The sequence below is a fragment of the Streptomyces sp. NPDC002564 genome, from assembly GCF_042889645.1.
In the GTDB taxonomy this organism is placed as follows: Bacteria; Actinomycetota; Actinomycetes; order Streptomycetales; family Streptomycetaceae; genus Streptomyces.
The window spans coordinates 780382-802359 of sequence record NZ_JBIARE010000001.1 but is presented as its reverse complement, the minus strand read 5'-3'; the positions used below and the strand labels follow the sequence as shown (position 1 = coordinate 802359).

The 21978-nt window shown below is 71.4% G+C and carries 19 protein-coding genes and 2 tRNA genes; 10 read left to right on the top strand and 11 right to left on the bottom strand.

All coding sequences use genetic code 11. From position 1 onward, the window contains the following. Positions 1-231 precede the first annotated feature (231 nt). Positions 232-1914, top strand: coding sequence for an ABC transporter family substrate-binding protein (locus tag ACFYXE_RS03665; RefSeq protein ID WP_389308461.1), 1683 nt, complete (start codon positions 232-234; stop codon positions 1912-1914). Here the strand turns inward: ACFYXE_RS03665 and ACFYXE_RS03660 are convergent. After that, positions 1907-2512, bottom strand: coding sequence for a TetR/AcrR family transcriptional regulator (locus ACFYXE_RS03660; protein ID WP_389308459.1), 606 nt, complete (start codon positions 2510-2512; stop codon positions 1907-1909). The genes ACFYXE_RS03665 and ACFYXE_RS03660 overlap by 8 nt on opposite strands. Before the next feature lie 168 nt (positions 2513-2680). On the opposite strand from ACFYXE_RS03660, the gene hisN reads away from it, so the two are divergent. Both hisN and ACFYXE_RS03650 read left to right on the top strand, forming a co-directional pair. Continuing rightward, positions 2681-3481, top strand: a complete 801-nt coding sequence (hisN, locus tag ACFYXE_RS03655; protein WP_361167707.1) for a histidinol-phosphatase — start codon at positions 2681-2683, stop codon at positions 3479-3481. 209 nt (positions 3482-3690) lie between these two features. Then, positions 3691-4098: a cyclic nucleotide-binding/CBS domain-containing protein gene (locus ACFYXE_RS03650; RefSeq protein WP_389308456.1), complete on the top strand. Its 408-nt coding sequence runs from the start codon at positions 3691-3693 to the stop codon at positions 4096-4098. 65 nt (positions 4099-4163) lie between these two features. Here the strand turns inward: ACFYXE_RS03650 and ACFYXE_RS03645 are convergent, their stop codons facing one another. Continuing rightward, positions 4164-5633, bottom strand: a complete 1470-nt coding sequence (locus tag ACFYXE_RS03645) for a catalase (protein ID WP_389308454.1) — start codon at positions 5631-5633, stop codon at positions 4164-4166. Positions 5634-5758: 125 nt separating this feature from the next. On the opposite strand from ACFYXE_RS03645, the gene ACFYXE_RS03640 reads away from it, so the two are divergent. The 4 genes from ACFYXE_RS03640 (at position 5759) to ACFYXE_RS03625 (ending at position 9145) form a co-directional block, all read left to right on the top strand. Further along, on the top strand, positions 5759-6175 hold the full coding sequence (locus ACFYXE_RS03640; protein WP_361167699.1) for a Fur family transcriptional regulator: 417 nt from the start codon (positions 5759-5761) through the stop codon (positions 6173-6175). Between the two features lie 147 nt (positions 6176-6322). Further along, positions 6323-7099 (top strand): ABC transporter ATP-binding protein, encoded by a 777-nt coding sequence (locus tag ACFYXE_RS03635; protein ID WP_389308451.1) that lies wholly within the window; start codon positions 6323-6325, stop codon positions 7097-7099. Beyond that, a complete protein-coding gene (locus ACFYXE_RS03630) occupies positions 7096-7992 on the top strand; it encodes an ABC transporter permease (protein WP_389308449.1) in 897 nt (298 codons plus the stop codon). Before ACFYXE_RS03635 ends, ACFYXE_RS03630 begins: the two co-directional genes overlap by 4 nt. A 10-nt stretch (positions 7993-8002) precedes the next feature. Then, entirely contained in the window at positions 8003-9145 is a 1143-nt protein-coding gene (locus ACFYXE_RS03625) for an ABC transporter substrate-binding protein (protein WP_389308447.1), read from the top strand. Between the two features lie 99 nt (positions 9146-9244). Here ACFYXE_RS03625 and ACFYXE_RS03620 read toward each other — a convergent pair. The 4 genes from ACFYXE_RS03620 to ACFYXE_RS03605 all read right to left on the bottom strand — a co-directional run bounded on the left by ACFYXE_RS03620 (position 9245) and on the right by ACFYXE_RS03605 (position 14770). Then, positions 9245-9318, bottom strand: a tRNA-Met gene (locus ACFYXE_RS03620). A 230-nt stretch (positions 9319-9548) separates the two neighbouring features. Continuing rightward, positions 9549-11426: a tetratricopeptide repeat protein gene (locus tag ACFYXE_RS03615; RefSeq protein ID WP_389308444.1), complete on the bottom strand. Its 1878-nt coding sequence runs from the start codon at positions 11424-11426 to the stop codon at positions 9549-9551. 253 nt (positions 11427-11679) lie between these two features. Beyond that, positions 11680-11753, bottom strand: a tRNA-Met gene (locus ACFYXE_RS03610). A gap of 50 nt (positions 11754-11803) precedes the next feature. Continuing rightward, positions 11804-14770 carry a UPF0182 family protein gene (locus ACFYXE_RS03605; RefSeq protein ID WP_389309503.1) on the bottom strand — a complete coding sequence of 989 codons (2967 nt, stop codon included), beginning with the start codon at positions 14768-14770 and terminating at the stop codon, positions 11804-11806. Between the two features lie 148 nt (positions 14771-14918). Between ACFYXE_RS03605 and ACFYXE_RS03600 the strand changes: the two genes are divergently transcribed. Next, positions 14919-15458, top strand: coding sequence for a PPA1309 family protein (locus ACFYXE_RS03600; protein ID WP_361167684.1), 540 nt, complete (start codon positions 14919-14921; stop codon positions 15456-15458). A 118-nt stretch (positions 15459-15576) separates the two neighbouring features. Here ACFYXE_RS03600 and ACFYXE_RS03595 read toward each other — a convergent pair whose 3' ends face one another. From ACFYXE_RS03595 to ACFYXE_RS03580, 4 genes are all read right to left on the bottom strand, one after another. Then, entirely contained in the window at positions 15577-16668 is a 1092-nt protein-coding gene (locus ACFYXE_RS03595) for a PDZ domain-containing protein (protein ID WP_361167681.1), read from the bottom strand. Positions 16669-16754: 86 nt separating this feature from the next. After that, complete coding sequence (locus ACFYXE_RS03590) at positions 16755-17000, bottom strand: hypothetical protein (RefSeq protein WP_389308441.1); 246 nt, start codon at positions 16998-17000, stop codon at positions 16755-16757. 176 nt (positions 17001-17176) lie between these two features. Continuing rightward, positions 17177-17641 carry a molybdenum cofactor biosynthesis protein MoaE gene (locus ACFYXE_RS03585; RefSeq protein WP_389308439.1) on the bottom strand — a complete coding sequence of 155 codons (465 nt, stop codon included), beginning with the start codon at positions 17639-17641 and terminating at the stop codon, positions 17177-17179. 164 nt (positions 17642-17805) lie between these two features. Further along, positions 17806-18918 carry an SDR family oxidoreductase gene (locus tag ACFYXE_RS03580; protein WP_361181227.1) on the bottom strand — a complete coding sequence of 371 codons (1113 nt, stop codon included), beginning with the start codon at positions 18916-18918 and terminating at the stop codon, positions 17806-17808. Between the two features lie 188 nt (positions 18919-19106). Here ACFYXE_RS03580 and ACFYXE_RS03575 point away from each other — a divergent pair, with 188 nt between their 5' ends. Both ACFYXE_RS03575 and ACFYXE_RS03570 read left to right on the top strand, forming a co-directional pair. After that, the gene (locus tag ACFYXE_RS03575) at positions 19107-20567 is read left to right on the top strand and encodes a zinc-dependent metalloprotease (RefSeq protein ID WP_389308436.1); all 1461 of its coding nucleotides are present in this window, start codon (positions 19107-19109) and stop codon (positions 20565-20567) included. Further along, positions 20564-21091: an NUDIX hydrolase gene (locus tag ACFYXE_RS03570; protein WP_389308434.1), complete on the top strand. Its 528-nt coding sequence runs from the start codon at positions 20564-20566 to the stop codon at positions 21089-21091. Before ACFYXE_RS03575 ends, ACFYXE_RS03570 begins: the two co-directional genes overlap by 4 nt. A 122-nt stretch (positions 21092-21213) precedes the next feature. On the opposite strand, the gene ACFYXE_RS03565 is transcribed toward ACFYXE_RS03570, so the two are convergent. Then, complete coding sequence (locus ACFYXE_RS03565) at positions 21214-21969, bottom strand: AIM24 family protein (protein ID WP_389308432.1); 756 nt, start codon at positions 21967-21969, stop codon at positions 21214-21216. Positions 21970-21978: the final 9 nt, after the last annotated feature.

Sequence of the window (21978 nt, the reverse complement as noted above, 5' to 3'; positions counted from 1 at the left end):
GCCGGGCCAGGCACCGGAACGTGCAGGTCATCGGCGTGCACACCGAGATCGTCGGCGTACCTGGACCAGCATGATCACCAACTGTTGCCGCGACATGAAGAGCACATGGCAGTGCTGTCGACTCCCGTCCGAACGTGATCACGGGGCCTTACGGTCGGCCCGGAACCCCGCACCCCGCAGCCACGGCCGCCCGACGACCTCGGGCGGCGATCGACGCCCGAAGGAAGACCCATGCGCAGATCCACCGTCCTCGCGACAGCAGCCGCCCTCTCGGCCACCCTGGCGCTTGCGGGCTGCGGTTCGTCCGGCGGCGACAAGGCGGCCAGGAAGCAGGCGGGCCCCGCGGCCGACGGGCAGGACATCAACGTCCGCCCGCTGAGCGACCTCAAGCAGGGCGGCTCGCTGCGCATCGGCATCGAGCAGTGGATCACGCAGTACAACATCAACCAGGTCGACGGCCAGCAGGGCGACGCCCAGTCGATCATCTCGCTGGTCCTGCCGGACCTGTTCACCTCCGACGCCAAGGGCGCCCACCACCTCAACAAGGACTTCCTCACCTCGGCCAAGGTGGTGTCGACCAGCCCGCAGGTCGTCGAGTACGAGCTGAACCCGAAGGCCAGGTGGTCGGACGGGAAGCCGCTGTCCTGGCGGGACTTCGCGGCCCAGTGGAAGGCCCTGAACGGCTCGGACCCGGCGTACGAGGCGGTCGACACCTCCGGCTACGACCAGATATCCCGGGTCGGGAAGGGCAAGGGCGAGCACGGCGTCCGGGTCACCTTCGACAAGCCGTACGCGGACTGGCAGCGCCTCTTCGACCCGCTGTACCCGGCGGCGTACATCGACAGCCCGAAGAAGTTCAACAGCGGCTGGGCGGACCGGACGCCGGTCTCCGGTGGCGCCTTCAAGCTCGGCACGTACGACAGGACGGGGCAGACGATCACGGCGGTCCCCGATCCGAAGTGGTGGGGCGCGCGGCCCAAGCTGGACTCGATCGTCTTCCGGGTGATGGACACCCGCGCGAAGACCGACGCGTACCTGAACAACGAGATCGACTACACCAACGCGATCCTGCCCGAGGACTACAAGCGGCTGGCGAAGGCGAAGAACACCGACATCCGCCGGGGTGCCCGCTGGGACGAGGTGCACATCACCTTCAACGGCGCGCACGGCGCCCTGAAGGACGTGCGGGTGCGCAACGCCCTGCAGGCCGCGATCGACCGCAAGGGCATCAACACCTCCTTCGCCAAGGACCTGGGCTTCGAACTGCGGACCCTGGACAGCCACTTCTTCATGCCCAACCAGGAGGGGTACCGGAAGAACTCGGGGTCGTACGCAACGTACGACCCCGGGAAGGCGAAGAAGCTGCTCGACGCGGCCGGCTGGAAGGGCGCGGACGGCGCCACGCGCAGCCGTGGCGGCCAGAAGCTCGTGCTCGACTACGTGCTCGACGCGGACGCGGTCTCGTCCGCGGTCGACCAGGCGCAGATCGTGCAGCAGCAGCTCGGCGCGGTAGGCGTGCGGGTCGACATCAAGAAGGTCCCGGCGAACGACTTCTTCAACAAGTACGTCAACACGGGCAACTTCGACCTCGTGAGCTTCCGCAACGTCGACCAGGTGTACCTCTCGATGGCGTACGCGACCTACCGGCAGCCGCGGGGCAGGAACCTCTTCCAGAACTTCGGCTCGGTCGGCTCGCCGAAGGTCGACGAGCTGCTCACGAAGGCCGCGCGGACCACGGACCGCACCGAGTCGGTCCGGCTCTACAACGAGGCCGACCGGGAGATCTGGAAGCTCGGCCACTCCTTCATGCTCTACCAGCGCCCGCAGGTCTACGCCGTCCGCGCGGGCCTCGCCAACTTCGGCGCGGAGGGCCTGGCGGACCGGGACTACCTGAAGGTCGGCTGGGTCAAGTAGCCCCCACCCAGCGCCCGATGGCCCCGCGGACCAGCTCCGCGGGGTCGTCGTCGTTCCCGGCGGGCGCCACCACGTAGGACAGGGCGAGGCGGACCGCGCTCTCGCAGGCGCGGGCGAGTTCGGGGTCCCTGGCCCGGCCCCGGCCGCCGAGGGCGAGCACCGCGCGGTCCCGCACCAGTACGAGCAGCTCCGGCGCCGAGGGCACCCCCGCGTCGGCGCGGCGCTGCGCGGGCACCGGGGAGGTCGATCCGGCGGCCCGGCTCGGCGCGGGCAGCCGCTCGCTCCAGCAGCCGGTGAGCGCGGCCCGCACCAGCGCGTTGCCCCGGGCGGCGCCGACGGTCCAGGCGGCGACGGCGGCGAGCCGGTCGGCGGGCTCGCGCTCCTCGGCCAGGGCCCGCTCGACGCCGTGCAGATAGCCGTCGGTCTCCCGCCGCAGCAGGGCGCGGGCGAGGCCGTCCTTGCTGCCGAACTCGTTGTAGAGGGTCTGCCGGGACACCCCGGCGGTGGCCGCGACGTCGACCATGCGGACGCCGGGCCACGGACGGCGCGCGAGTGCCGTGTACGCCGCGTCCAGTAAGGATTCCCGTGCTGCAGGCATCGCCGGCCTCCCCGGGCCCGATACGGCTCCCGTGCCAGAGTTGACGCGCTCGGCAGCACTGTCAATAGCTCCGGAGCACTGTCGGGCACGGCCCGGCGGGGACCGGGTCCCGGCGCCCCGCGACACGGCGCTGTGGCTCGCGCCGAACGAGATCGATACTGTTCACCCATGCCCGACTACCACGATGATCTGCGTCTCGCCCACGTCCTCGCGGACGCCGCCGACGCCGCGACCATGGACCGGTTCAAGGCGCTCGACCTGAAGGTCGAGACCAAGCCCGACATGACGCCGGTGAGCGAGGCGGACAAGGCCGCCGAGGAGCTGATCCGTGGCAACCTCCAGCGGGCCAGGCCGCGCGACGCGATCCTCGGCGAGGAGTACGGCGTCGAGGGCACGGGTCCGCGCCGCTGGGTGATCGACCCGATCGACGGCACCAAGAACTACGTCCGCGGGGTCCCGGTGTGGGCCACCCTGATCTCCCTGATGGAGGCCGGCGAGGGCGGTTACCAGCCGGTGGTCGGCGTCGTCTCGGCGCCCGCGCTCGGCCGCCGCTGGTGGGCGGCGAAGGGCGGCGGCGCCTACACGGGCCGCAGTCTGACCTCGGCGACCCGGCTGCACGTCTCCAAGGTCCCGCGGCTCTCGGACGCCTCGTTCGCGTACTCCTCGCTGTCCGGCTGGGAGGAGCAGGGCCGCCTCGACGGCTTCATGGATCTCACGCGCGCGGTCTGGCGCACCCGCGGGTACGGCGACTTCTGGCCGTACATGATGGTCGCCGAGGGCTCGGTCGACCTGTGCGCGGAGCCGGAGCTCTCGCTGTGGGACATGGCGGCGACCGCGATCGTGGTGACGGAGGCGGGCGGCACCTTCACCGGCCTCGACGGCAGGCCCGGCCCGCACAGCGGCAACGCGGCCGCGTCGAACGGCCTGCTCCACGACGAGCTGCTCGGCTACCTCAACCAGCGCTACTGACCCCGGCGCCCGCGACACCGACGACGGCACGGCCCGGATCCCGTACGCCCTGAACTGACCGCGCACGCCCCCTTGCTGGGGTCTTGCGGGGCTGCGACTCTGAGAGTCCCCCCACTTGTGAACTTGTGAATCCGTTCTCCAGCAGGTAGCGGAGGCAATCCTTCGCCCACCGGGAGGCCGCGGTTTCACCAAGGAGGTGGCTCACGCCCATGCTCGTCCGCGACGCCATGAGCTCGATGGTCCTCACCATCGGCCCCGCCCACACCCTCCGCCAGGCGGCCCGGCTGATGTCGGCCCGAAAGGTCGGCGCCGCCGTCGTCCTGGACCCCGACACCTGCGGCCTCGGCATTCTCACCGAGCGGGACATCCTCAACTCCCTGGCCACCGGCCAGAACCCGGACCTGGAGACCGCGGGAACGCACACCACGACGGAGATCGTCTTCGCCACCCCGGCCTGGACGCTGGAGGACGCCGCGGACGCCATGTCGCACGGCGGCTTCCGGCACCTGATCGTCATGGACCACAACGAACCGACCGGGATCGTCTCGGTCCGCGACATCATCCGCTGCTGGGCGCCCGACCGGCGCGCGGCGCGCACCGCCACTCTGGCGGGCTGAACACGGCGGCGGGCCGGCCCCCGTGGGGAACCGGCCCGCCGCTCTTCGACGACAAGAGGTACTGGTCAGCCGCGCAGGGCCTGGACCGCGGCTGCCAGCCGCTTGCCGAAGTCATCGTCCGCCCGGCGGAAGTTGTCGATCGCCCGCTCGGCGATGTCGTCCCGCGAGACGCCCGCGATGTTGCCCGCGAGGTTCTCGACCAGGCGCGCCTTCTCGTCCTCGGACATCAGGCGGTAGAGGTTGCCCGCCTGCACGAAGTCGTCGTCCTCGGCGTGCGAGGGCGTCTCGTGGTTGCCGGTGCCGCCGGAGACGGCGGTGGTCGCCCACAGCGGCCGGTCCGTCTGGTGCGGGCCGCCGAAGGAGTTGGGCTCGTAGTTCTTCGCGCCCTTGTGGCGTCCGTCGTAGAGGAAGCCGTCCCGGCTGTGGGTGCGCGCCTCGGTGGCGTGCGGGCGGTTCACCGGCAGGTGGTCGGCGTTGATGCCGACGCGGTAGCGGTGGGCGTCGCCGTACGCGAAGAGGCGGCCCTGGAGCATTTTGTCGGGCGAGGGGCCGATGCCCGGCACGAAGTGCGCGGGGCTGAAGATGGCCTGCTCGACCTCGGCGAAGATGTTCTCCGGGTTGCGGTTGAGCTCCAGCTTGCCGATCTCGATCGGCGGGTAGTCCGCGTGCGGCCACACCTTGGTGAGGTCGAACGGGTTGAAGCGGTACGTCGCCGCGTCGGCCGCGGGCATGATCTGCACCTGCACGGTCCAGGTCGGGAAGTCGCCGCGCTCGATGGCCTCGCGCAGGTCGCGCTGGTGCGAGTCGGGGTCCTTGCCCGCGAGGACCTCGGCGTCACCGGCGGTGAGGGTCTTGATGCCCTGGTCGGTCTTGAAGTGGTACTTGACCCAGAAGACCTCGCCGGCCTCGTTGTTCCACTGGAACGTGTGCGAGCCGAAGCCGTCCATGTGGCGGTAGGAGGCGGGGATGCCGCGGTCGCCGAAGAGCCAGGTGACCTGGTGGGTGCTCTCGGGGCTCAGGCCCCAGAAGTCCCACACGTTGTCCGCTTCCTGCGAGCCGGTGTACGGGTCGCGCTTCTGCGTGTGGATGAAGTCGGGGAACTTGATGGCGTCCCGGATGAAGAAGACGGGGGTGTTGTTCCCGACCAGGTCGTAGTTCCCCTCCTCCGTGTAGAACTTCAGCGAGAAGCCGCGCGGGTCGCGCACCGCGTCGGCCGCGCCGAGGTTGCCCGCCACGGTGGAGAAGCGCAGGAACGTCTCCGTCTCCTTGCCGACCTCGGAGAGGAACTTCGCGCGCGTCCACTGCGAGACGTCCCGGGTCAGCGTGAAGGTGCCGTACGCGCCCGCGCCGCGGGCGTGGACGATGCGCTCCGGTATGCGCTCGCGGTTGAAGTGGGCGAGCTTCTCCAGGAGCAGCTGGTCCTGGATGAGCATCGGCCCGCCGACGCCCGCGGTCTCACTGTTCTGGTTGTCGGCGACCGGCGCCCCGGCCTCCGTGGTGAGCGGTCCCTGCGTCACGTGCGCCTCCTGCGTCATACCGGCAAGTCCTGTCCCTTGGCGTTTTCCGTACTCGATCCTACGATGGACTCTGTCTAAGTCAAGTAAGGATCCAAAGTCACATCCGTTCGGGACTTAGGTCCCCTGGCTGTTAGGCTGGCTTCATGAGTGACCTGTTGGAACGACTGCGCGGACGCGGCTGGCGGATGACCGCGCAGCGGCGCGTCGTGGCCGAGGTCCTCGACGGGGACCACGTCCACCTCACGGCGGACGAAGTGCACGCCCGCGCCACGGACAAGCTGCCCGAGATCTCCCGGGCGACCGTCTACAACACGCTGGGCGAGCTGGTGACCCTCGGCGAGATCCTCGAAGTCTCGACGGACCGCCGCGCCAAGCGGTACGACCCGAACGCGCACCGCCCCCACCAGCACCTGGTCTGCGCCCGCTGCGGCGCGATCCGTGACGTGCACCCCACGGGCAACCCGCTGGCGAGCCTGCCCGACTCCGAGCGCTTCGGCTTCACGGTCGAGGACGTCGAGGTCACCTACCGCGGCGTCTGCCCGAACTGCGCCGCGGCGTAGCCCCGCCCGTACGCCCCGACAGGCCCCCGGCGCCGCACGGCGCCGGGGGCCTTCGGCGTGCCCGCCGCCGCCGACCCCTTCCGGCATCTGACGATCCGTCATATTCTCTGCGCGCCCGACATCCCCTGCCCTCCGCAAGGAGAAGCCGTGGAAGATCCGCACCCCAAACTCCGAGCCCGCACAGTCACCCGGACCTTCGGCCGCGCCGCCGAGGCGGTGCACGCCCTGGGGCCCGTCGACCTGGACGTCGCCCCCGGCGAGTTCACCTGTGTCGTCGGCCCCTCGGGCTGCGGGAAGTCGACCCTCCTGCGCATCGCCGCCGGCCTGCTGCGCCCCAGCGCGGGCGACCTGAGCATCCGCACGGCCGCCCGCCGCCCCGTCGCGATGATCTTCCAGGACTACGGCATCTACGACTGGAAGACCGTCCTCGCCAACGTCCGCTTCGGCCTCGACATCCAGCGCGTCCCGCGCCGGGAGGCCGACACCCGGGCCCGCGAGTGGCTGCGCCGGATCGGTCTCGCCGACTTCGCCGACGCCTACCCCGCCACCCTCTCCGGCGGCATGCGCCAACGCGTGGCGATCGCCCGCGCGCTGGCCGTGGAGCCCGAGATCCTGCTGATGGACGAGCCCTTCGCGGCCCTGGACGCCCAGCTGCGCACCATCCTCCAGGACGAGCTCCTCGCCCTCACCCAGACCACCCGCACCACGACCCTGTTCATCACCCACAGCCTCGAAGAGGCCATCGTCCTGGGCGACCGCGTCCTGGTGATGTCGGCACGGCCCGGCCGCATCATCGCCGAGCGCCGCCCACCGTTCCCCCGCCCGCGCAGCGGCGAGATCCGCTCCACGCCCGCCTTCGCCGCGCTCAAGAGCGAGCTGTGGGACCTGCTGCGGGCCGAGGTCGGCACGGAGGCGGCCGCATGACGACCACGGACAGGAACCGCGCCGCGGCCACCACCGGCCCGCCCCCGGCCCCGCCCGAGGACCTCCTGGTCAGAAGGCCCGGCCTGCAGGAACTGCACCCCGTGCGCACCCACCGCAGGCGCCGCGCCCTGGAGCTCTCGCTCGCCGTCGGCGTGCCGCTCGCGCTGGTCCTGCTGTGGCAACTGGCCGCCGTCCGGGGCTGGATCGACGACCGCGTCTATCCCGCGCCGCAGACCATCCTGGAGGACGGCTGGCAGCGCGCCGCCGACGGCGCGCTCTGGCCCGACGTGTGGGCCACCCTGCGGCGGGTGCTCCTCGGGTACGCGATCGGCACCGTCACCGGCTACGCGCTCGGCCTCCTGATGGGCTCCCTCTCCCTCGTGCGCGCCGCGCTCGAACCCACCCTCGACGCCCTCTACGTCGTCCCGAAGCTGGCGCTGCTGCCCGTCTTCCTGAACATGTTCGGCCTCGGCGAGGGCCCGCAGATCGCACTCGTCGCCGCCACCGTCTTCTTCTTCGTCTGGATCTCGACGATGGCGGCGGTCCTCGCCGTACCGTCCGGCCACCGCGACGCGGGCCGGGTCTTCGGCGCCTCGCCCTGGCAGATGTTCCGCCACGTCCTGCTCCCCGCGTCCCTGCCCGCCGTCCTGGTCGGCGCGCGGATCGCCGCGGGCGTCGCGGTCCTGGTGATCGTCGCCTCGGAGCAGATCGCGGCGGCGGACGGCCTGGGCCACCTCATCTTCGACTCGCGCGCGCTCTTCCAGAACGACGTGATGTTCGTCGGCATCGTCTGCGTCGCCGTACTCGGCGTCGTCTTCTCCGAACTCGTCCGGATCGCGGGCCGGTTGCTCACCCCCTGGGCACCGCGCGACCGCGGCCGCAGCCAGTCCTGACGGAGGCATCATGCGCACCCGCACCACCGCCCTGACGCTGCTCGTGGCGGGCTCGCTGCTCGCCGCATCGGGCTGCGCGCAGAGCGACGACACGGACGACGGCCAGGCGGACGGACCCGCGAGGCCGCGGACCGTGACCGCCGTGTCCGGCTGCGGCAAGGGCAGTTGGACCGACCCGGCCGACCTGGACCCCGACCGCGCCCCGGCCCGCTGCGCCCCGGGCACCCCCGCCCCCCGGCCCCTGCCCGAGAAGCGCAGGCTGACCATCGCGACCGGCACCCTGAGCGCCGAGTACGTCGCCCCGCTCCAAGTGGCCGTGGAGAAGGGCGAGTTCAAGAAGGAGGGCCTGGACGTCGAGCTGAAGGTGCTGCCCACCCCGGACGCCCTGCCCCTGCTCGCCAAGGGGGACGTGGACGCCCAGTGGGCAGCCCCGGAGGCCGCCGTCATGAACGGCATCACCAGCGGCTTCGACATCCGGTGGACCGCCGGCAACTTCTCCCCCGACCGCCGCTCCAAGAGCGGCCTGTGGGTCCGCCTCAAGAAGGACGAGAGCGCCGCCCGCGTCCCGATGGCGGGACGCAAGCTCGGCACGATGATCGGCAAGGGGTCCGTCATCGCGTACCCCATGAACAAGGCCCTGAAGAAGCACGGCGGCGGCCTCGACGAGATCCGGTTCCAGCAGCTGGGGTCGGCGGACGTCCTCACCGCCCTGCAGAACGGCGGCACCGACGCGGCGTGGCTGCTCGACCCGGTCTGGCGCAAGGTAGACGGCGACCGCAGGTACGCGTTTCTGGGCGGCCAGCCCCGGGGCGAGCCGCTGGGCGGCCTGCTCTTCGGCCCGAACCTGCTCAAGAAGGATCCGGACGCGGGGGTCGCGCTGCTGCGCGCGTACATCCGCACGGTGAACACGTACTTCGCGGGCGACTACAAGGCCGACAGGACCTTCGCGAGGGACCTGGCCAAGCTGCTCAAGACGGACGAGGAGGTCCTGCTGTCCACCCCGTCGCTCCGCATGGACTGGGAGATCCGCGCGGGCACGACGGACCGGCTGCAGGACGCCTACCGCGCGGCGGGCGTGTCCGAGGGCGAGAAGGTCCCGGAGGCACGGACGGTCGACCGCTCGCTGTACGAGGAGGCGGTGGGCCACCAGTAGCGCCTTCGACGTGCCGCCCGGCCCCGGTCGACGGGCCGGCCGCCGGGACCGGGCACGCCGAAGGCCCGGAACCTGATGGTTCCGGGCCTTCGGTTTCAGTAGCGGGGACAGGATTTGAACCTGCGACCTCTGGGTTATGAGCCCAGCGAGCTACCGAGCTGCTCCACCCCGCGTCGGTGAATACAACTCTACGTCACGGCTGCGACCAGCGCAAATTCGTTCCGGCAGGGCCTGCGGGACGCCCACCGGCCACGCGCTGCCGCACCTGCGCGGGCTCCCGACCGCATCCGTGCGGCCCTCCTGACCGCATCCGTGCGGCGCTCCTGCGCGGAGGCACTGTGCGGGGGCACTGTGCGGCTCTCCTGCGCGGGGGCGGACCTTCCCCTTGCCCGCCCCCGCGCGGTCATGCGGAGAGCTCCTGGCGCAGGGCCTCGCGCAGCCGCCCCGCCCGCTCGGCGACCTCCGCGGGCCCCAGGTCGACCGCGCGCGACGCCCACCGCTGCCCCTGGGCCAGCTGGCCGTGCCGGGCGTAGAGCAGGGCGAGCCGCAGCGCCGCCCGGCCGTGCCCGGCGTCGGCGGCGCGGGTCCACCACAGCGCGGCCTCCGGCTCGCTGCCCTCGCGGGCCAGCAGCAGCCCGAGGTTGAACGCGCCGTTGCGGCTGCCCGCCTCGGCGGCCAGGCGGTACCAGCGGGCGGCCTCCACGACGTCGCCGCGGCCCGACGCCAGCATGCCGACCCGCACCTGGGCCCGGCGGTGCCCCATCTCGGCGGCCCGCTCGTACCACTCCTCGCACTCGGTCTTCCCCGCGGCGGGCTCGCCGAGGACCGGCGGCCCCGCCGGGGGGCGCCGCGCGTCGAGGACCGTCCCGAGCCGGTACGCCGCCTCGGCGCTGCCGCCGCCCGCGGCGCACCGCAGGTGCCGCTCGGCCTCCTGGTCGTCGCCCTCGCGCAGCCGCGCGGTGCCGACCTGGAGCGCGGCGTCGGTGTGGCCCGCGGCGGCCGCCCGCTCGTACCACCGCAGGGCGGCACTCTCCTCGTCCCGGCTCGCGTACAGGATGCCGAGGTTGAACGCGGCGTCGACGCTGCCCGCCTCCGCGGCCTTGGAGAACCACGGCTCGGCACCGGCCGCGTCGCCGCCCTGGAGCAGCAGCACGGCGAGCGCGTTGGCCGCCTCGCGGTGCCCCGCGTACGCGGCGCGGCGGTACCACTGGTCGGCCTGCGGGGTGCGGCCCTGCTCGGCGCAGAGCAGCCCGAGGTTGTACGCGCCGTTCACGTCGCCCGCGTCCATGGCGGCGCGGTACCAGCGCTCGGCGGTCTGCGTCTCGCCGCGCTCGGCGTGCAGCGCGCCCAGCGCGTTCGCCGCGTTGCCGTCGCCGTCCTGGGCGGCCTTGAGCCACCACGTGGCGGCGCTCTCCTCGTCGCCCGCGTCCCGGAGCAGGAACCCCAGGGCGCAGGCGGCCCGGGACTCCCCGTCCTTGGCGGAGTTGAGGTACCAGCGGCCGGCCTCCTTCAGCTCGCCGCGGCGCTCCAGGATCGCGCCGAGGTGCAGCGCGGCCCTGCGGTGCCCGCGGGCGGCCGCCTGGCGGTACCACTGCTCGGCCTCGTCGGCGGGGGAACGCGTGCCGTCCCCCTCGACCCGCTCGCCGCGCGCGGGCCGCGCGGTGCGATCGGTTCGGTCGGTTCGGTCGGTTCGGTCGGTTCGGTCGGCACGGTCCGGGCGGTCCGTGTCGGCCCGCCGGTCCAGGGCGCGGGCCAGGCGGTACGCGGCCTCGCGGTGGCCGCGCTCGGCGGCGACCCGCATCCAGCGCTCGGCGCCGACGTCACCGCGGTGCTCCAGGAGGTCGGCGAGGGCGTACGCCCCCAGGGTGTGGCCCTGTTCGGCGGCCTGGCGCAGCCAGTACTCGGCGGCGGGCTCGTCGCCGCGCTCGCGGTGGTGGCGTCCCAGTGCGTGCGCGGCCGGCGCGGACCCGGCCACGGCGGCGACCCGCCACCAGCCGGCCGCCTCGTCGGCGTACCCGCGCTGGTGGAGCAGGACGCCGAGGTTGTTGGCGGCGGCGCGGTCGCCCTCGGCGGTCGCCGCGCGCAGCAGAGATTCGGCACCGTCGAGATCACCGCGGCGCAGCAGCAGACTTCCGAGCACGCTCATCGCGTCCACGTCACCGGCCTCGGCGGCCAGCCGATGGCGCATCTCGTCGGCGGCCGTCCCGGGATCCTCCCGGTCGGCCGGCTGCACAAACCGCCCTGTATCCAACAGAGTTGCCTTGTCCCCCATAACGTCCATCGTCGCACCACCCGCAACCTGGGTACATCTGAAATACCGCAGCCAGTGAGGTCACTTCAGCGTTTTGTCGACATGCCCACAGAGAGACAAGTCAAACACAGTTCTCCCAACTCTCCCCCGACCGAGCACCGTTCGCATTTCTTGGCATAGGCCACCCGCACACGACAGGCACCGGCACCCACGCGGCCGGCGTCCGGCCCGGCACACACGACGAAGGCCCGGATCCGTAAGGATCCGGGCCTTCACCTTGCAGTAGCGGGGACAGGATTTGAACCTGCGACCTCTGGGTTATGAGCCCAGCGAGCTACCGAGCTGCTCCACCCCGCGCCGTTGTGTCCAAACCGTACCACGGCGCGGGGAGGGTGCTTGACCAGCCGCTATCCGGAGCTGTCCGCCCCGGGGTCGTCCTTCTTGTCCCCGGCCTGGTCACCGCCCTTGTCGGTGGCCTTGTCCGCGCCCTTCTCCGCGCCGCCGGCGCCCTTCTTGGCTGCGGCCTTGTCGGAGGCCTCCTCGGCCCGCTCCAGGGCGTCCTGAAGGCGTTCCTGCGCCTCGCCGTACTTCTTCCAGTCGCCGTCCTTCAGGGCCTTCTCGCCGTCCTCGAACGCCGTCTGGGCGTCGTCGAGCGCGGCCTGGACCGTCGGGTCGTTCGTCTTCGGCGGCTTGGTCGGCTCGTCGCCCCCGTCCTCGCCCGGTGGCTTGGTGCTGCCCTCGGTGCTGAAGACCTGGTTGAGGCCGTCGCTGAGGTTGTCCGCGAAGGCGGTCTCCGTGCCGTACGAGACGGCGACCTTCTTCAGGAGGGGGTACGCCGACTTGCGTCCCTGGACGTAGACGGGCTCGACGTACAGGAAGCCGTCGTCCAGCGGCACGGTCAGCAGATTGCCGTAGAGGACGTCGGAGTCGGCGCCCTTCATGTCCCGGACGAAGTTGCCGACCTCCGTCATGGAGTTCAGCTTGTTCTGCACCTGTTCCGGTCCGTCGACGTCGCCCTGGACTCTGAGCAGTTGCATCTGCCCGTAGTTCTTGCTTCTGGCGTCGGCGTCGACCGTCATGAACGCCCGTAGGTTGGGCCGCTCACTGGGGGTGAACGTCGTCGTCAGGGAGAACTGCTGCGACGACTGTCCCGGCGACTTCATGGACAGGTAGTACGGCGGGACCGCGCTGTCGTCCTTCTTCGTCGGGTCGTTCGGCACCTGCCAGGCGTCACTCGCGTTGTAGAACTGGCCCGGGTCGGTCACGTGGTACTTCGTGAGCAGTTCGCGCTGCACCTTGAACATGTCCTGCGGGTAGCGCAGGTGGTCCATGAGCTTGGGCGGGATCTCGCTCTTGTCCTTGACGGTGCCCGGGAACGCCTTCTTCCAGGTCTTCAGGACCGGGTCCTTCTCGTCCCAGGTGTAGAGCTTGACGTCACCGGTGTACGCGTCGACGGTCGCCTTCACCGAGTTGCGGATGTAGTTGACCTGGTTCTGCTGGGCGATCACCGTGCGCTGGCTGTCGGCCTGCGACAGGGAGTCCGCGGTGGTGTCGCCGAGCGTCGTCCGCGAGGCGTACGGGTAGCCGTTGCTCGTCGTGTAGGCGTCGACGACCCACTGGATGCGGCCGTCCACCACCGTCGGGTAGACGTCGCCGTCGATGGTCAGCCAGGGCGCCACCGCCTCGACGCGCTCCTTGGGCGTGCGGTTGTACAGGATCCGCGAGCCCTCGCCGATGGCGCCGGAGTAGAGGATCTGCGGCTCTCCGAAGGACACCGCGTACGCGGCGCGGTTGATCGGGTTGGAGAGGTTGACGCCGCTGTCGCCCTTGTAGCTGTAGGTCTTCTGACCGCCGCCGTTCTCCTCGTAGTCGAGCTCCTTCTGGGGCCCGCCCACGATCGAGTACTGGCTGGTCTTCTCGCCGTAGTAGATGCGCTGCTCGTACTCGCCGAGCTCACCGCTGGTCGGCAGGCCGGACTCGGTGAACGCCGGGGCGCCCTTGGAGCCGGGCTTCGTCTCCGTGCCCTTGGCGGCGACCATGCCGTAGCCGTGGGTGTAGGCGAAGTGGTCGTTGATCCAGTTCCGCTTGTCGAGCTTGTTCACGTTCAGCTCGCGCAGGCCGACGATGGTGTCCTGGCCGTTGTAGCGGTCCACGTCCAGCGTCCGGGGGAACTGGTAGTAGCTGCGCTCCTGCTCCAGCTGCTGGAAGGTGGGCGAGACGATGTTCGGATCGTTCAGGCGGTAGTTGGCCGCCGTGTCCGCGTTCTCGCGCTTCTTCTTGGGATCGTCGTCGACCTTGCCCGCGCCCTTGTACTCCTCGGGCTTCACGCCGCTGATGCCGTAGGCGTTGCGGGTGGCCTCGATGTTCTTCTCGATGTACGGCGCTTCCTTGGCCTGCTCGTTCGGCTGGACCTGGAACTTCTGGACGATCGCGGGGTAGAGCCCGCCGATGAGGATCGCCGAGAGCACCATCAGGCCGAAGCCGATCACCGGCAGCTGCCAGGTGCGCCGCCACAGCGTCGCGAAGAAGAGGATCGCGCAGATGACGGCGATGCAGAACAGGATCGTCTTCGCCGGCAGGTACGCGTTCGCGTCGACGTACTTCAGGCCGGTCCAGTTGTCCGTCGCCTTGAAGTCACTGGACTTCACCGCGAGCCCGTACCGGTCGAGCCAGTACGCGACGGCCTTGAGCGACACGAAGACACCGAGCAGCACCGAGAGGTGACCGGTGGCCGCGGCGGTCGCGCGCGCGCCCGGGCTGGTGATCCGCAGGCCGCCGTACAGGTAGTGCGTCAGGGCGGCCGCCACCAGGGAGAGCACCGTCGCCGCGAAGCCGAAGCCGAGCAGGAAGCGGTACCAGGGCAGGTCGAACGCGAAGAACGACACGTCCATGTGGAACTGCGGGTCCTTCTGACCGAAGGAGACCCCGTTGACCCACAGCAGCCAGGTGCGCCACTGTCCGGCGGCGGACGCTCCCGCGATCAGCCCGACCAGGGCGGTGATCCCGATGAGCAGCCACTTCTTGTACGGGGCGATGCCCATGCGGTACCGGTCGAGGCTCTGCTGCTCCATCGACATGGCGCTCAGCGGCGGGCGCAGCCGGTGCGCCAGCCAGATGTTCACGCCGACTGCGACCGCCATCAGGAGGCCGAAGACGAAGAACAGGCCGATCTTGGTCCACAGGGTGGTCGTGAAGACCGATGAGTACTTGACGGAGCGGTACCACAGCCAGTCCGTCCAGAACCCCGAGAACATGACGAAGGCCATGGCCAGGACGGCCAGCACCCCCAGTGTCATGAGCAGGGTCCGGACGCGCCGGGAGGGTCGGCCCACTCTGATCCGTGGCCCCGTCGGGCCTCCGCCGCGGTCCGGCATCTGGAAAGCCAAGGTGCGCACCTCGAAGTTCGCTGTTGATTCTCTGTTGGTCCGTCAGGCCCCCGAGATCGCGGACCCACACCTATGCAACTTACCTACGCTTTACTCGGTTCCCGTTTCTCGGGACTAACGAGGCAGGATTGTGACCATGTCCAACACTCCCATGGCAGCGAGCCCCCTCACTCGGGCGGTCCTCGAGATCGACGAGTACGTCTCCGGCCTCGGCTGGGACCGGCCCGCCCGCCTGTTCGCGCTGGTCGACACGGCGCGACTGCGTACCCAAGAACCCGGCCTCGCCTCCCAGCTCGGCCTCGACGACGGCGTGGAGCACGCCGGTCTCACCCCCATCGAGCAGGAGGAGATTCCCGCCGACAAGCCGCTGGACGAGTTCCTCGGCACCATCGCCTGGCCGGACGCGGTCGCCGGCTGCGCCCTCACGGTGGAGCGCCTGATGCTCCCGCCGTCCGCCGAGACGTCCGTCCCGGACGGCCTCAGCGAGTCCCAGCTCGCCACGTGGGTGGCCAAGCACCCGGACCGCCAGGAGGTCCGCATGACGGTCGCGGTGCTCCGTGACGGTGCCCGCGAGTCCGCCCTGCGGCTGCGCGAGAAGGACTCGCCGACCGAGGTTCTCACCGGCTCCGACCTGGTGCCGGGCCTGGCGGACGCGCTGTCGGCGACGTTCGCTTAAGCGACGCGGGTCGCTCTTCCTGCCATCCGGGCGCGGGCGGTTCCCCTCGACGGGGGCCCGCCCGCGCTCCGCTGTCCGGGTGCTGCCCGGCCGGGACCCGCTGCTCCCGCCGGCCGGGTCAGCCGGTGGTGCACTGCGGCAGGTCGCCGTCGTCGCCCTTGCGGATCTTCTCCAGGGACTTCACGGCGTCGGCGATGGTGTTGACCTTGACGAGCTTGAGGCCGTCGGGGACGTCCTTCGCGGCGGTCGCGCAGTTGTCCTTCGGGGTCAGGAAGTACTCGGCGCCCTTGGCGCGTGCGCCGACGGTCTTCATCCCGATGCCGCCGATCGGGCCGACCTTGCCGTCGTCCTCGATGGTGCCGGTGCCGGCCACGAACTTTCCGCCGGTGAGGTCGTCGGGGGTCAGCTTGTCGACGATGCCCAGGGCGAACATCAGGCCGGCGCTGGGGCCGCCCACGTCGGCCAGCTTGATGTCGATGGTGAACGGGAAGGTGTGGTCGGTGCCCGCCTTGATGCCGACAACGGCGTGGTCGGGCTCGCCCTTCGCCGCCTTCGTCGTCATCTTGACGTCCTCGGTCTCCGTCGCCTTCTTGCCCGTCTTCTCGGCGGCCGCGGCGACCTTGACGGGGACCACGCTGAAGGTGACGGGCTCGCCGGGCTTGTGCTCCGTGACGAGCTTGGCGACGTCCTCCTTCACCTTGACGGGCTTGCCGTCCACCGCGCGGATGACGTCACCCGCGTGCAGCTTGCCCTCGGCGGGGTCGCCCTTGAAGACGGTGGAGACGATGACCTGGGACTTGACCGGGAGGTGCAGCTGCCGGAGCGCCGCCACCTTGGCGCTCTCCTGGGACTCGCTGAACTCCTCGGCGTTCTCCTGGGTCGACTGCTGCTCGGTCTTGCCGTCCGGGTAGAGCGTGTCGTGCGGCACCACGATGTTGTCGTGCGCCAGCCAGCCGTAGACGGCCTCCGCCAGGTTCATGTTGTAGTCGGCGCTGGTGACCCGGACCGTCGTCATGTTGAGGTTGCCGGTCGTCGGGTACGTCTTGTGGCCGGAGATCTGCAGCACCGGCTCGCCGTCGTGGTCGCCGAGGGTGTTCACCGTCGGACCGGGGGACATCTCGGCGTACGGCACCTTGATGAGCACTCCGGCGCAGAGCAGCGCGATCAGCATGAGGGTGGAGGCGAGCATCGTCGCGGTGCGGCGTGGCATGGAACGACAGTACGGGACCTGCCTGTGAGAGCACCCCTGGGGCCGGTCCGTACGGGGCGGTCTGCGTTGTGCGGCGCTGTCCGGCGTTATCCGGCCCGCACGCCCGGCTCGGCGTCGGCCGTCTCGGCGGTCTCGGCCGTCCCGGGGGCCTCGGGCACTCCGGCCGCCGGCGCGTGGGACTTCTCCATGGCCTCGCGGAACGCCGCGTAGCCGTTCAGCTCGGAGACGTCACCCGTCCGCCCCGACTTGCGGTTGCGGGCGGCCCAGCTGCCCCACAGACCCGCACCGACGGCTGCCAGGACCGGAATCAGCAACCAGGCAAGTGATGCCATGTCCACCTCCCGACCCCATGAGCCACCGCAACTGACTGATCAGCAGATTAACCATCCGCATGGTCAACGCTCACGGCAGGGGTCGGGTTACGCAACCGGAGCCACACGGGCCAATCCTTTCCCGGCGGCCCCGCCCCGTCCCGGCGGGCACGTCCCGGCTCACGCGCCCGCTGCGGTCAACAGGCGCCGACCCACTCTTCCTTGCCGTCGGAGAAGCGCTGGTGCTTCCAGATGGGCACCTCGTGCTTGAGGTCGTCGATCAGCTTGCGGCAGGCGTCGAAGGCCTCGGCGCGGTGCGGGCAGGAGACGGCCACGACCACCGCGAGGTCGCCCACGGCCAGGTCCCCGACGCGGTGCACCGCGGCCAGGGCCCGGACCGGGTACGCCGCGACGACCTTCTCGGCCACCCGGCGCATCTCGGCCTCGGCGGTCGGGTGGGTCGAGTACCCGAGCTCGTCGACGTCCGCTCCGCCGTCGTGGTTGCGCACGGTCCCCACGAAGAGCGCCGTGCCCCCGGCCGCGTCGTCGCCGACCGCCCGGAACACCTCGTCCAGGGAGAGCGGGGTGTCGCGGATCGCGAGGAGGCGGATCGGGTCGGGAGCGGCCTGCTCGCCGGGGTGGTCCATCGTGGTGCGTGCCATGCGGCCATGGTGCCGCACGGCACGGGCCCCGCGGAATAGACCTTTCGCCCGGCACGCGCGCGTGTCGCCTTGGAGCTCCCTACAGGGCGGGCGCGGGGCGCCTCGCCGCGCCCGGCGCGCGGGCCCCGCGAGGCCGGTCCCGGCCCGGCCCCCGCGACGGCCCCTCAGATCCTGCGGCGTGCCTTGCGCGCCCTGCGGACGACCGCCGCGGCGCCGAGCAGCGCGACCGTCGCGCCCGCCGCGCCCGCCGCCGTGGCGTCCTTGCGGCCGAGCCGCCGGCCGGCCACGGTGCGCCGCCCCGAGACCTCCTCCAGGAGCTCCGCGAGGACCTCCTCGTTGGTCCACTGCGGGCGCCACCCGGCGTCGTGCAGCCTGCTGACGCTGACCACCCAGGGGTACATCGTGTACGCCAGGTCACCGGCCGGGGACGGGGTGAGACCGATGCGGTGCAGCCGGGCGGCGGCGCCGAGCGCGACCGCCGAAGGCAGCTCCATGCGCCGGATCCCGCTGAGCTCCTCGACCTCCTCCTGCTCCAGCCATCCGTCGCAGCCGACCGCGAGCTCGCCGTCGACCTTCTCCAGGACGGCGTACTCCAGGGCGCTGCACAGGTCCTCGACGTGGCAGAACTGCCAGGCGGGCCGGGAGCCCGCCACGACCAGGAGGCGGGGCGACTCGAAGTAGCGGGTCAGGGCCGTGTCCGTGCCGCCGACCAGGGTGGCGGGGCGCACGACGGTGACGTTGAGGCCGGGGTGCGCGCGGGGCGCACGACGGGCGAGCCGCTCGACCTCCAGGAGGTCGCCGACGCCGGTGGCCTCCGCGGTGGCCCGCAGTTCGGCGTCTTCGGAGAGGGGCAGTTCGTTGTCGTCCAGCGCTCCGTAGACCATCGCCGAGGTGCACAGGACGACGCGGTGGACACCCGCGGCCGCGGCGGCGGTCAGGACGGTCTGGGTGCCGCGCACGTTGTACGCGGTGCGGGCCGCGCCATCGGTCTCCAGGTCGAGATCGAGCGCCAGGTGCACCACGACGTCCGCGCCGCGCAGCTTCTCCGCGATGGCCGGATCCCGTACGTCGAGGATGTGCCAGGTGGCCTGCGAGCAGTCGCCCCGGCGCTCGTCGATGGCGATGACCTGCTTGATCTCGTCCGACGCGGCAAGCCGCTCGGTCAGCAGCGCGCCCACTCCGGAGGCCGCGCCCGTGACGGCGACGACGGGGCCCCGGACGGGAGCCTGGGTTGAGGGGTTTCGCGCTGCGCGAACCTGTGGATCTGGGGAACTCACCGGGCGTCTCCAGCGGTTGTCTTCAGTACGTACCCGAATGACGCGTACGTACCAGGTGGCATCCATCCTGCCGCAGGCCATGAGTCGGCGAAGCACCGAGGCCCGAACCCGTCACGGTGTCTACGCTGGGTGGTGTTGTAGCGCCGCCGCCGGAACGATACCGGCGGCCTGACGAGCCGAGGAATCCCGTGAGTGACACCCCATTCGGATTCGGCCTTCCGCCGGAGGAGCCGGACGACGGCGACGAGGGCAAGAAGAAGGACACCCCCGGAGGGGGCCAGGGAGCCGGTGGCCCCGCGAACCCGTTCGGCTTCGGGGGCTTCCCCGGAGCGGGCGGCCCCGGAGCCGGTGACAACCCGTTCGCCGCCATGTTCGGTTCGATGAACCCGAACGACCTGGGCGCCGCCTTCCAGCAGCTCGGCCAGATGCTCTCGTACGAGGGCGGCCCGGTGAACTGGGACATGGCCAAGGACATCGCCCGCCAGACGGTGTCCCAGGGCACGTCGGACGGCACGAAGGACGCCAGCGTCGGCCCCGCCGAGCGCTCCGCCGTCGAGGAGGCCGTGCGACTGGCCGACCTGTGGCTGGACGACGCCACCTCGCTGCCCTCCGGCTCCGGCACGGCCGTGGCGTGGAGCCGCGCCGAGTGGGTCGAGGCGACCCTGCCGGTCTGGAAGGAGCTCGTCGACCCGGTCGCCGAGCGCGTCGGCCTGGCCATGGGCGATGTGCTGCCCGAGGAGATGCAGGCCATGGCGGGCCCGCTGATCGGCATGATGCGCTCCATGGGCGGCGCCATGTTCGGCCAGCAGATCGGCCAGGCCGTGGGCGTGCTCGCGGGCGAGGTCGTCGGCTCGACCGACATCGGCCTGCCGCTCGGCCCGGCCGGCAAGGCCGCGCTCCTGCCGGTGAACATCGAGGCCTTCGGCAAGGACCTGGGCGTCGAGAAGAACGAGGTGCGGCTCTACCTGGCGCTGCGCGAGGCCGCCCACCAGCGGCTCTTCGCCCACGTCCCGTGGCTGCGCTCGCACCTGTTCGGCGCCGTCGAGGGGTACGCGCGCGGGATCAAGGTCGACACCGCCAAGCTGGAGGACGTGGTCGGCCAGCTCGACCCGCAGAATCCCGAGCAGCTGCAGGAAGCGCTCCAGCAGGGCATGTTCCAGCCGGAGGACACCCCGGCCCAGAAGGCGGCCCTGGCCCGTCTGGAGACGGCTCTCGCGCTCGTGGAGGGCTGGGTGGACGCGGTGGTGCACGCCGCCGCCAAGCCGCGCCTGGCGTCCGCGGACGCCCTGCGGGAGACGCTGCGCCGCCGCCGTGCGACGGGCGGCCCCGCCGAGCAGACGTTCGCCACGCTGATCGGCCTGGAGCTGCGCCCGCGCCGTCTGCGGGACGCCTCGCGCCTGTGGGCCTCGCTCACCGACGCGCGCGGTGTCGACGGCCGCGACGGCCTGTGGGAGCACCCCGACATGCTGCCGACCGCCTCCGACCTGGACGACCCGGACGGCTTCGTGCACCGCGAGCAGATGGACTTCTCCGAGCTGGACAAGATGCTCGGCGAGGCTGCCGGTGGCGCCGGACCCGACCTCACCAAGGGCGAGGGCACGGACGAGGGCGACAAGGGCCCCGAGGACAAGGGCGACGACGGCAAGTGAGTCTGTACGACGACACGGTCCTGGTCCTCAAGCGGTACGAGGACCAGCCCGAGCTGCGCCAGGCCTATCTGGACCACCTCTCGGCGCACGGCGACGCCGGCATGTGGAAGTCCTGCACGGACGGCCATGTGACGGCGAGCGCCCTGGTGGTCGACCCGTCGCGCGGGCGGGTGCTGCTGACCCTGCACAAGAAGCTGCGGATGTGGCTGCAGATGGGCGGCCACTGCGAGCCGGGCGACGCCTCGCTGGCCGCGGCGGCGCTGCGGGAGGCCACGGAGGAGTCCGGCGTGCCGGGCCTGACGCTCCTCGCGGGCGGTCCCGTCCGCCTGGACCGGCACCCGATCCCGGGGCCGTGCACCCAGCACCTGGACGTGCAGTACGCGGCGCTGGCCCCGGTCGACGCGGTCGAGGCGATCAGCGACGAGTCGCTGGACCTGCGCTGGTTCGCCTACGACGAGGTGGCGGACGTGGCGGACGAGTCGGTGGTGCGCCTCGTGGCGGCGACCGGAGCCCGCCTGCCGTAGGCCCCGAAGGGGGCGCGGGAACCTGCGCGACCGGCCGCTCACGGCCCGCACGCAGCTCCCCGCGCCCCCTCCTCGTCCGCCCTCTCTCGGAGCGGCTAGGTGTCCGCTTTCTCTCGGAGCGGCTAGCTCCAGACGTTGCCCTGGTTCTGCCCCCGGGCACCCTGCTGGCCCATGCCGAACTGCGCCCGGGCGCCCTGCCCGATGAGCGCGTTCTGCGGCGGCAGCATCTCGCTGGGCTGCACGAGCGCGTAACCCTGGCCCATGAAGCTGAGCTCCCAGCCCTCGCCGGTGTTGCCGCGGCGCCGCCAGACGCCCGAGGAGTGGGTCTGGGCCTGCATCTGCACGCGCAGCCCGTTGGACCAGGCGACGATCGCGTCGGCGTCGGCGTTGACGTACCGCTCCGGCGTGACCTGCAGCATCAGCGGCTGGCCCGACGTCATCAGGGCGACCTTGCCGCGCCCGGAGATGTTGAGCTGGTACTTGCCCGAGCCGGAGATGCCGTACTGGCTGTCCACGGCGATCACCTGGTGGGTGAGCGACGAGTCCATCGCGAGGACATAGCTGCTGTCCACGGTCAGGCCGTCCTGGTCGACGTCGACCACGTGGATGTACTGGGCGAGATTGGCCAGGTAGACCGTGCCCTGCCCGTGGCAGCGCATCAGGTCCAGGCCCTCGCCGGTGTGCGCGCGGGCGCGCTGGTTGCCCTGGCTCTGGTACTCGGCGTCGAACTCCATCAGCCCCTGGTAGGCGACCATGGAACCCTTGCGGGCCAGCACGTCGTCGTGGCCCTCCAGGGCGACCCGCAGCAGCTGCGGGTTCTGCACGGAGTAGCGCTCGTGCGTCTGCTGCTCGGCGTGCGCGAAAAGTGAGCTCTGCATGGTGTGTTG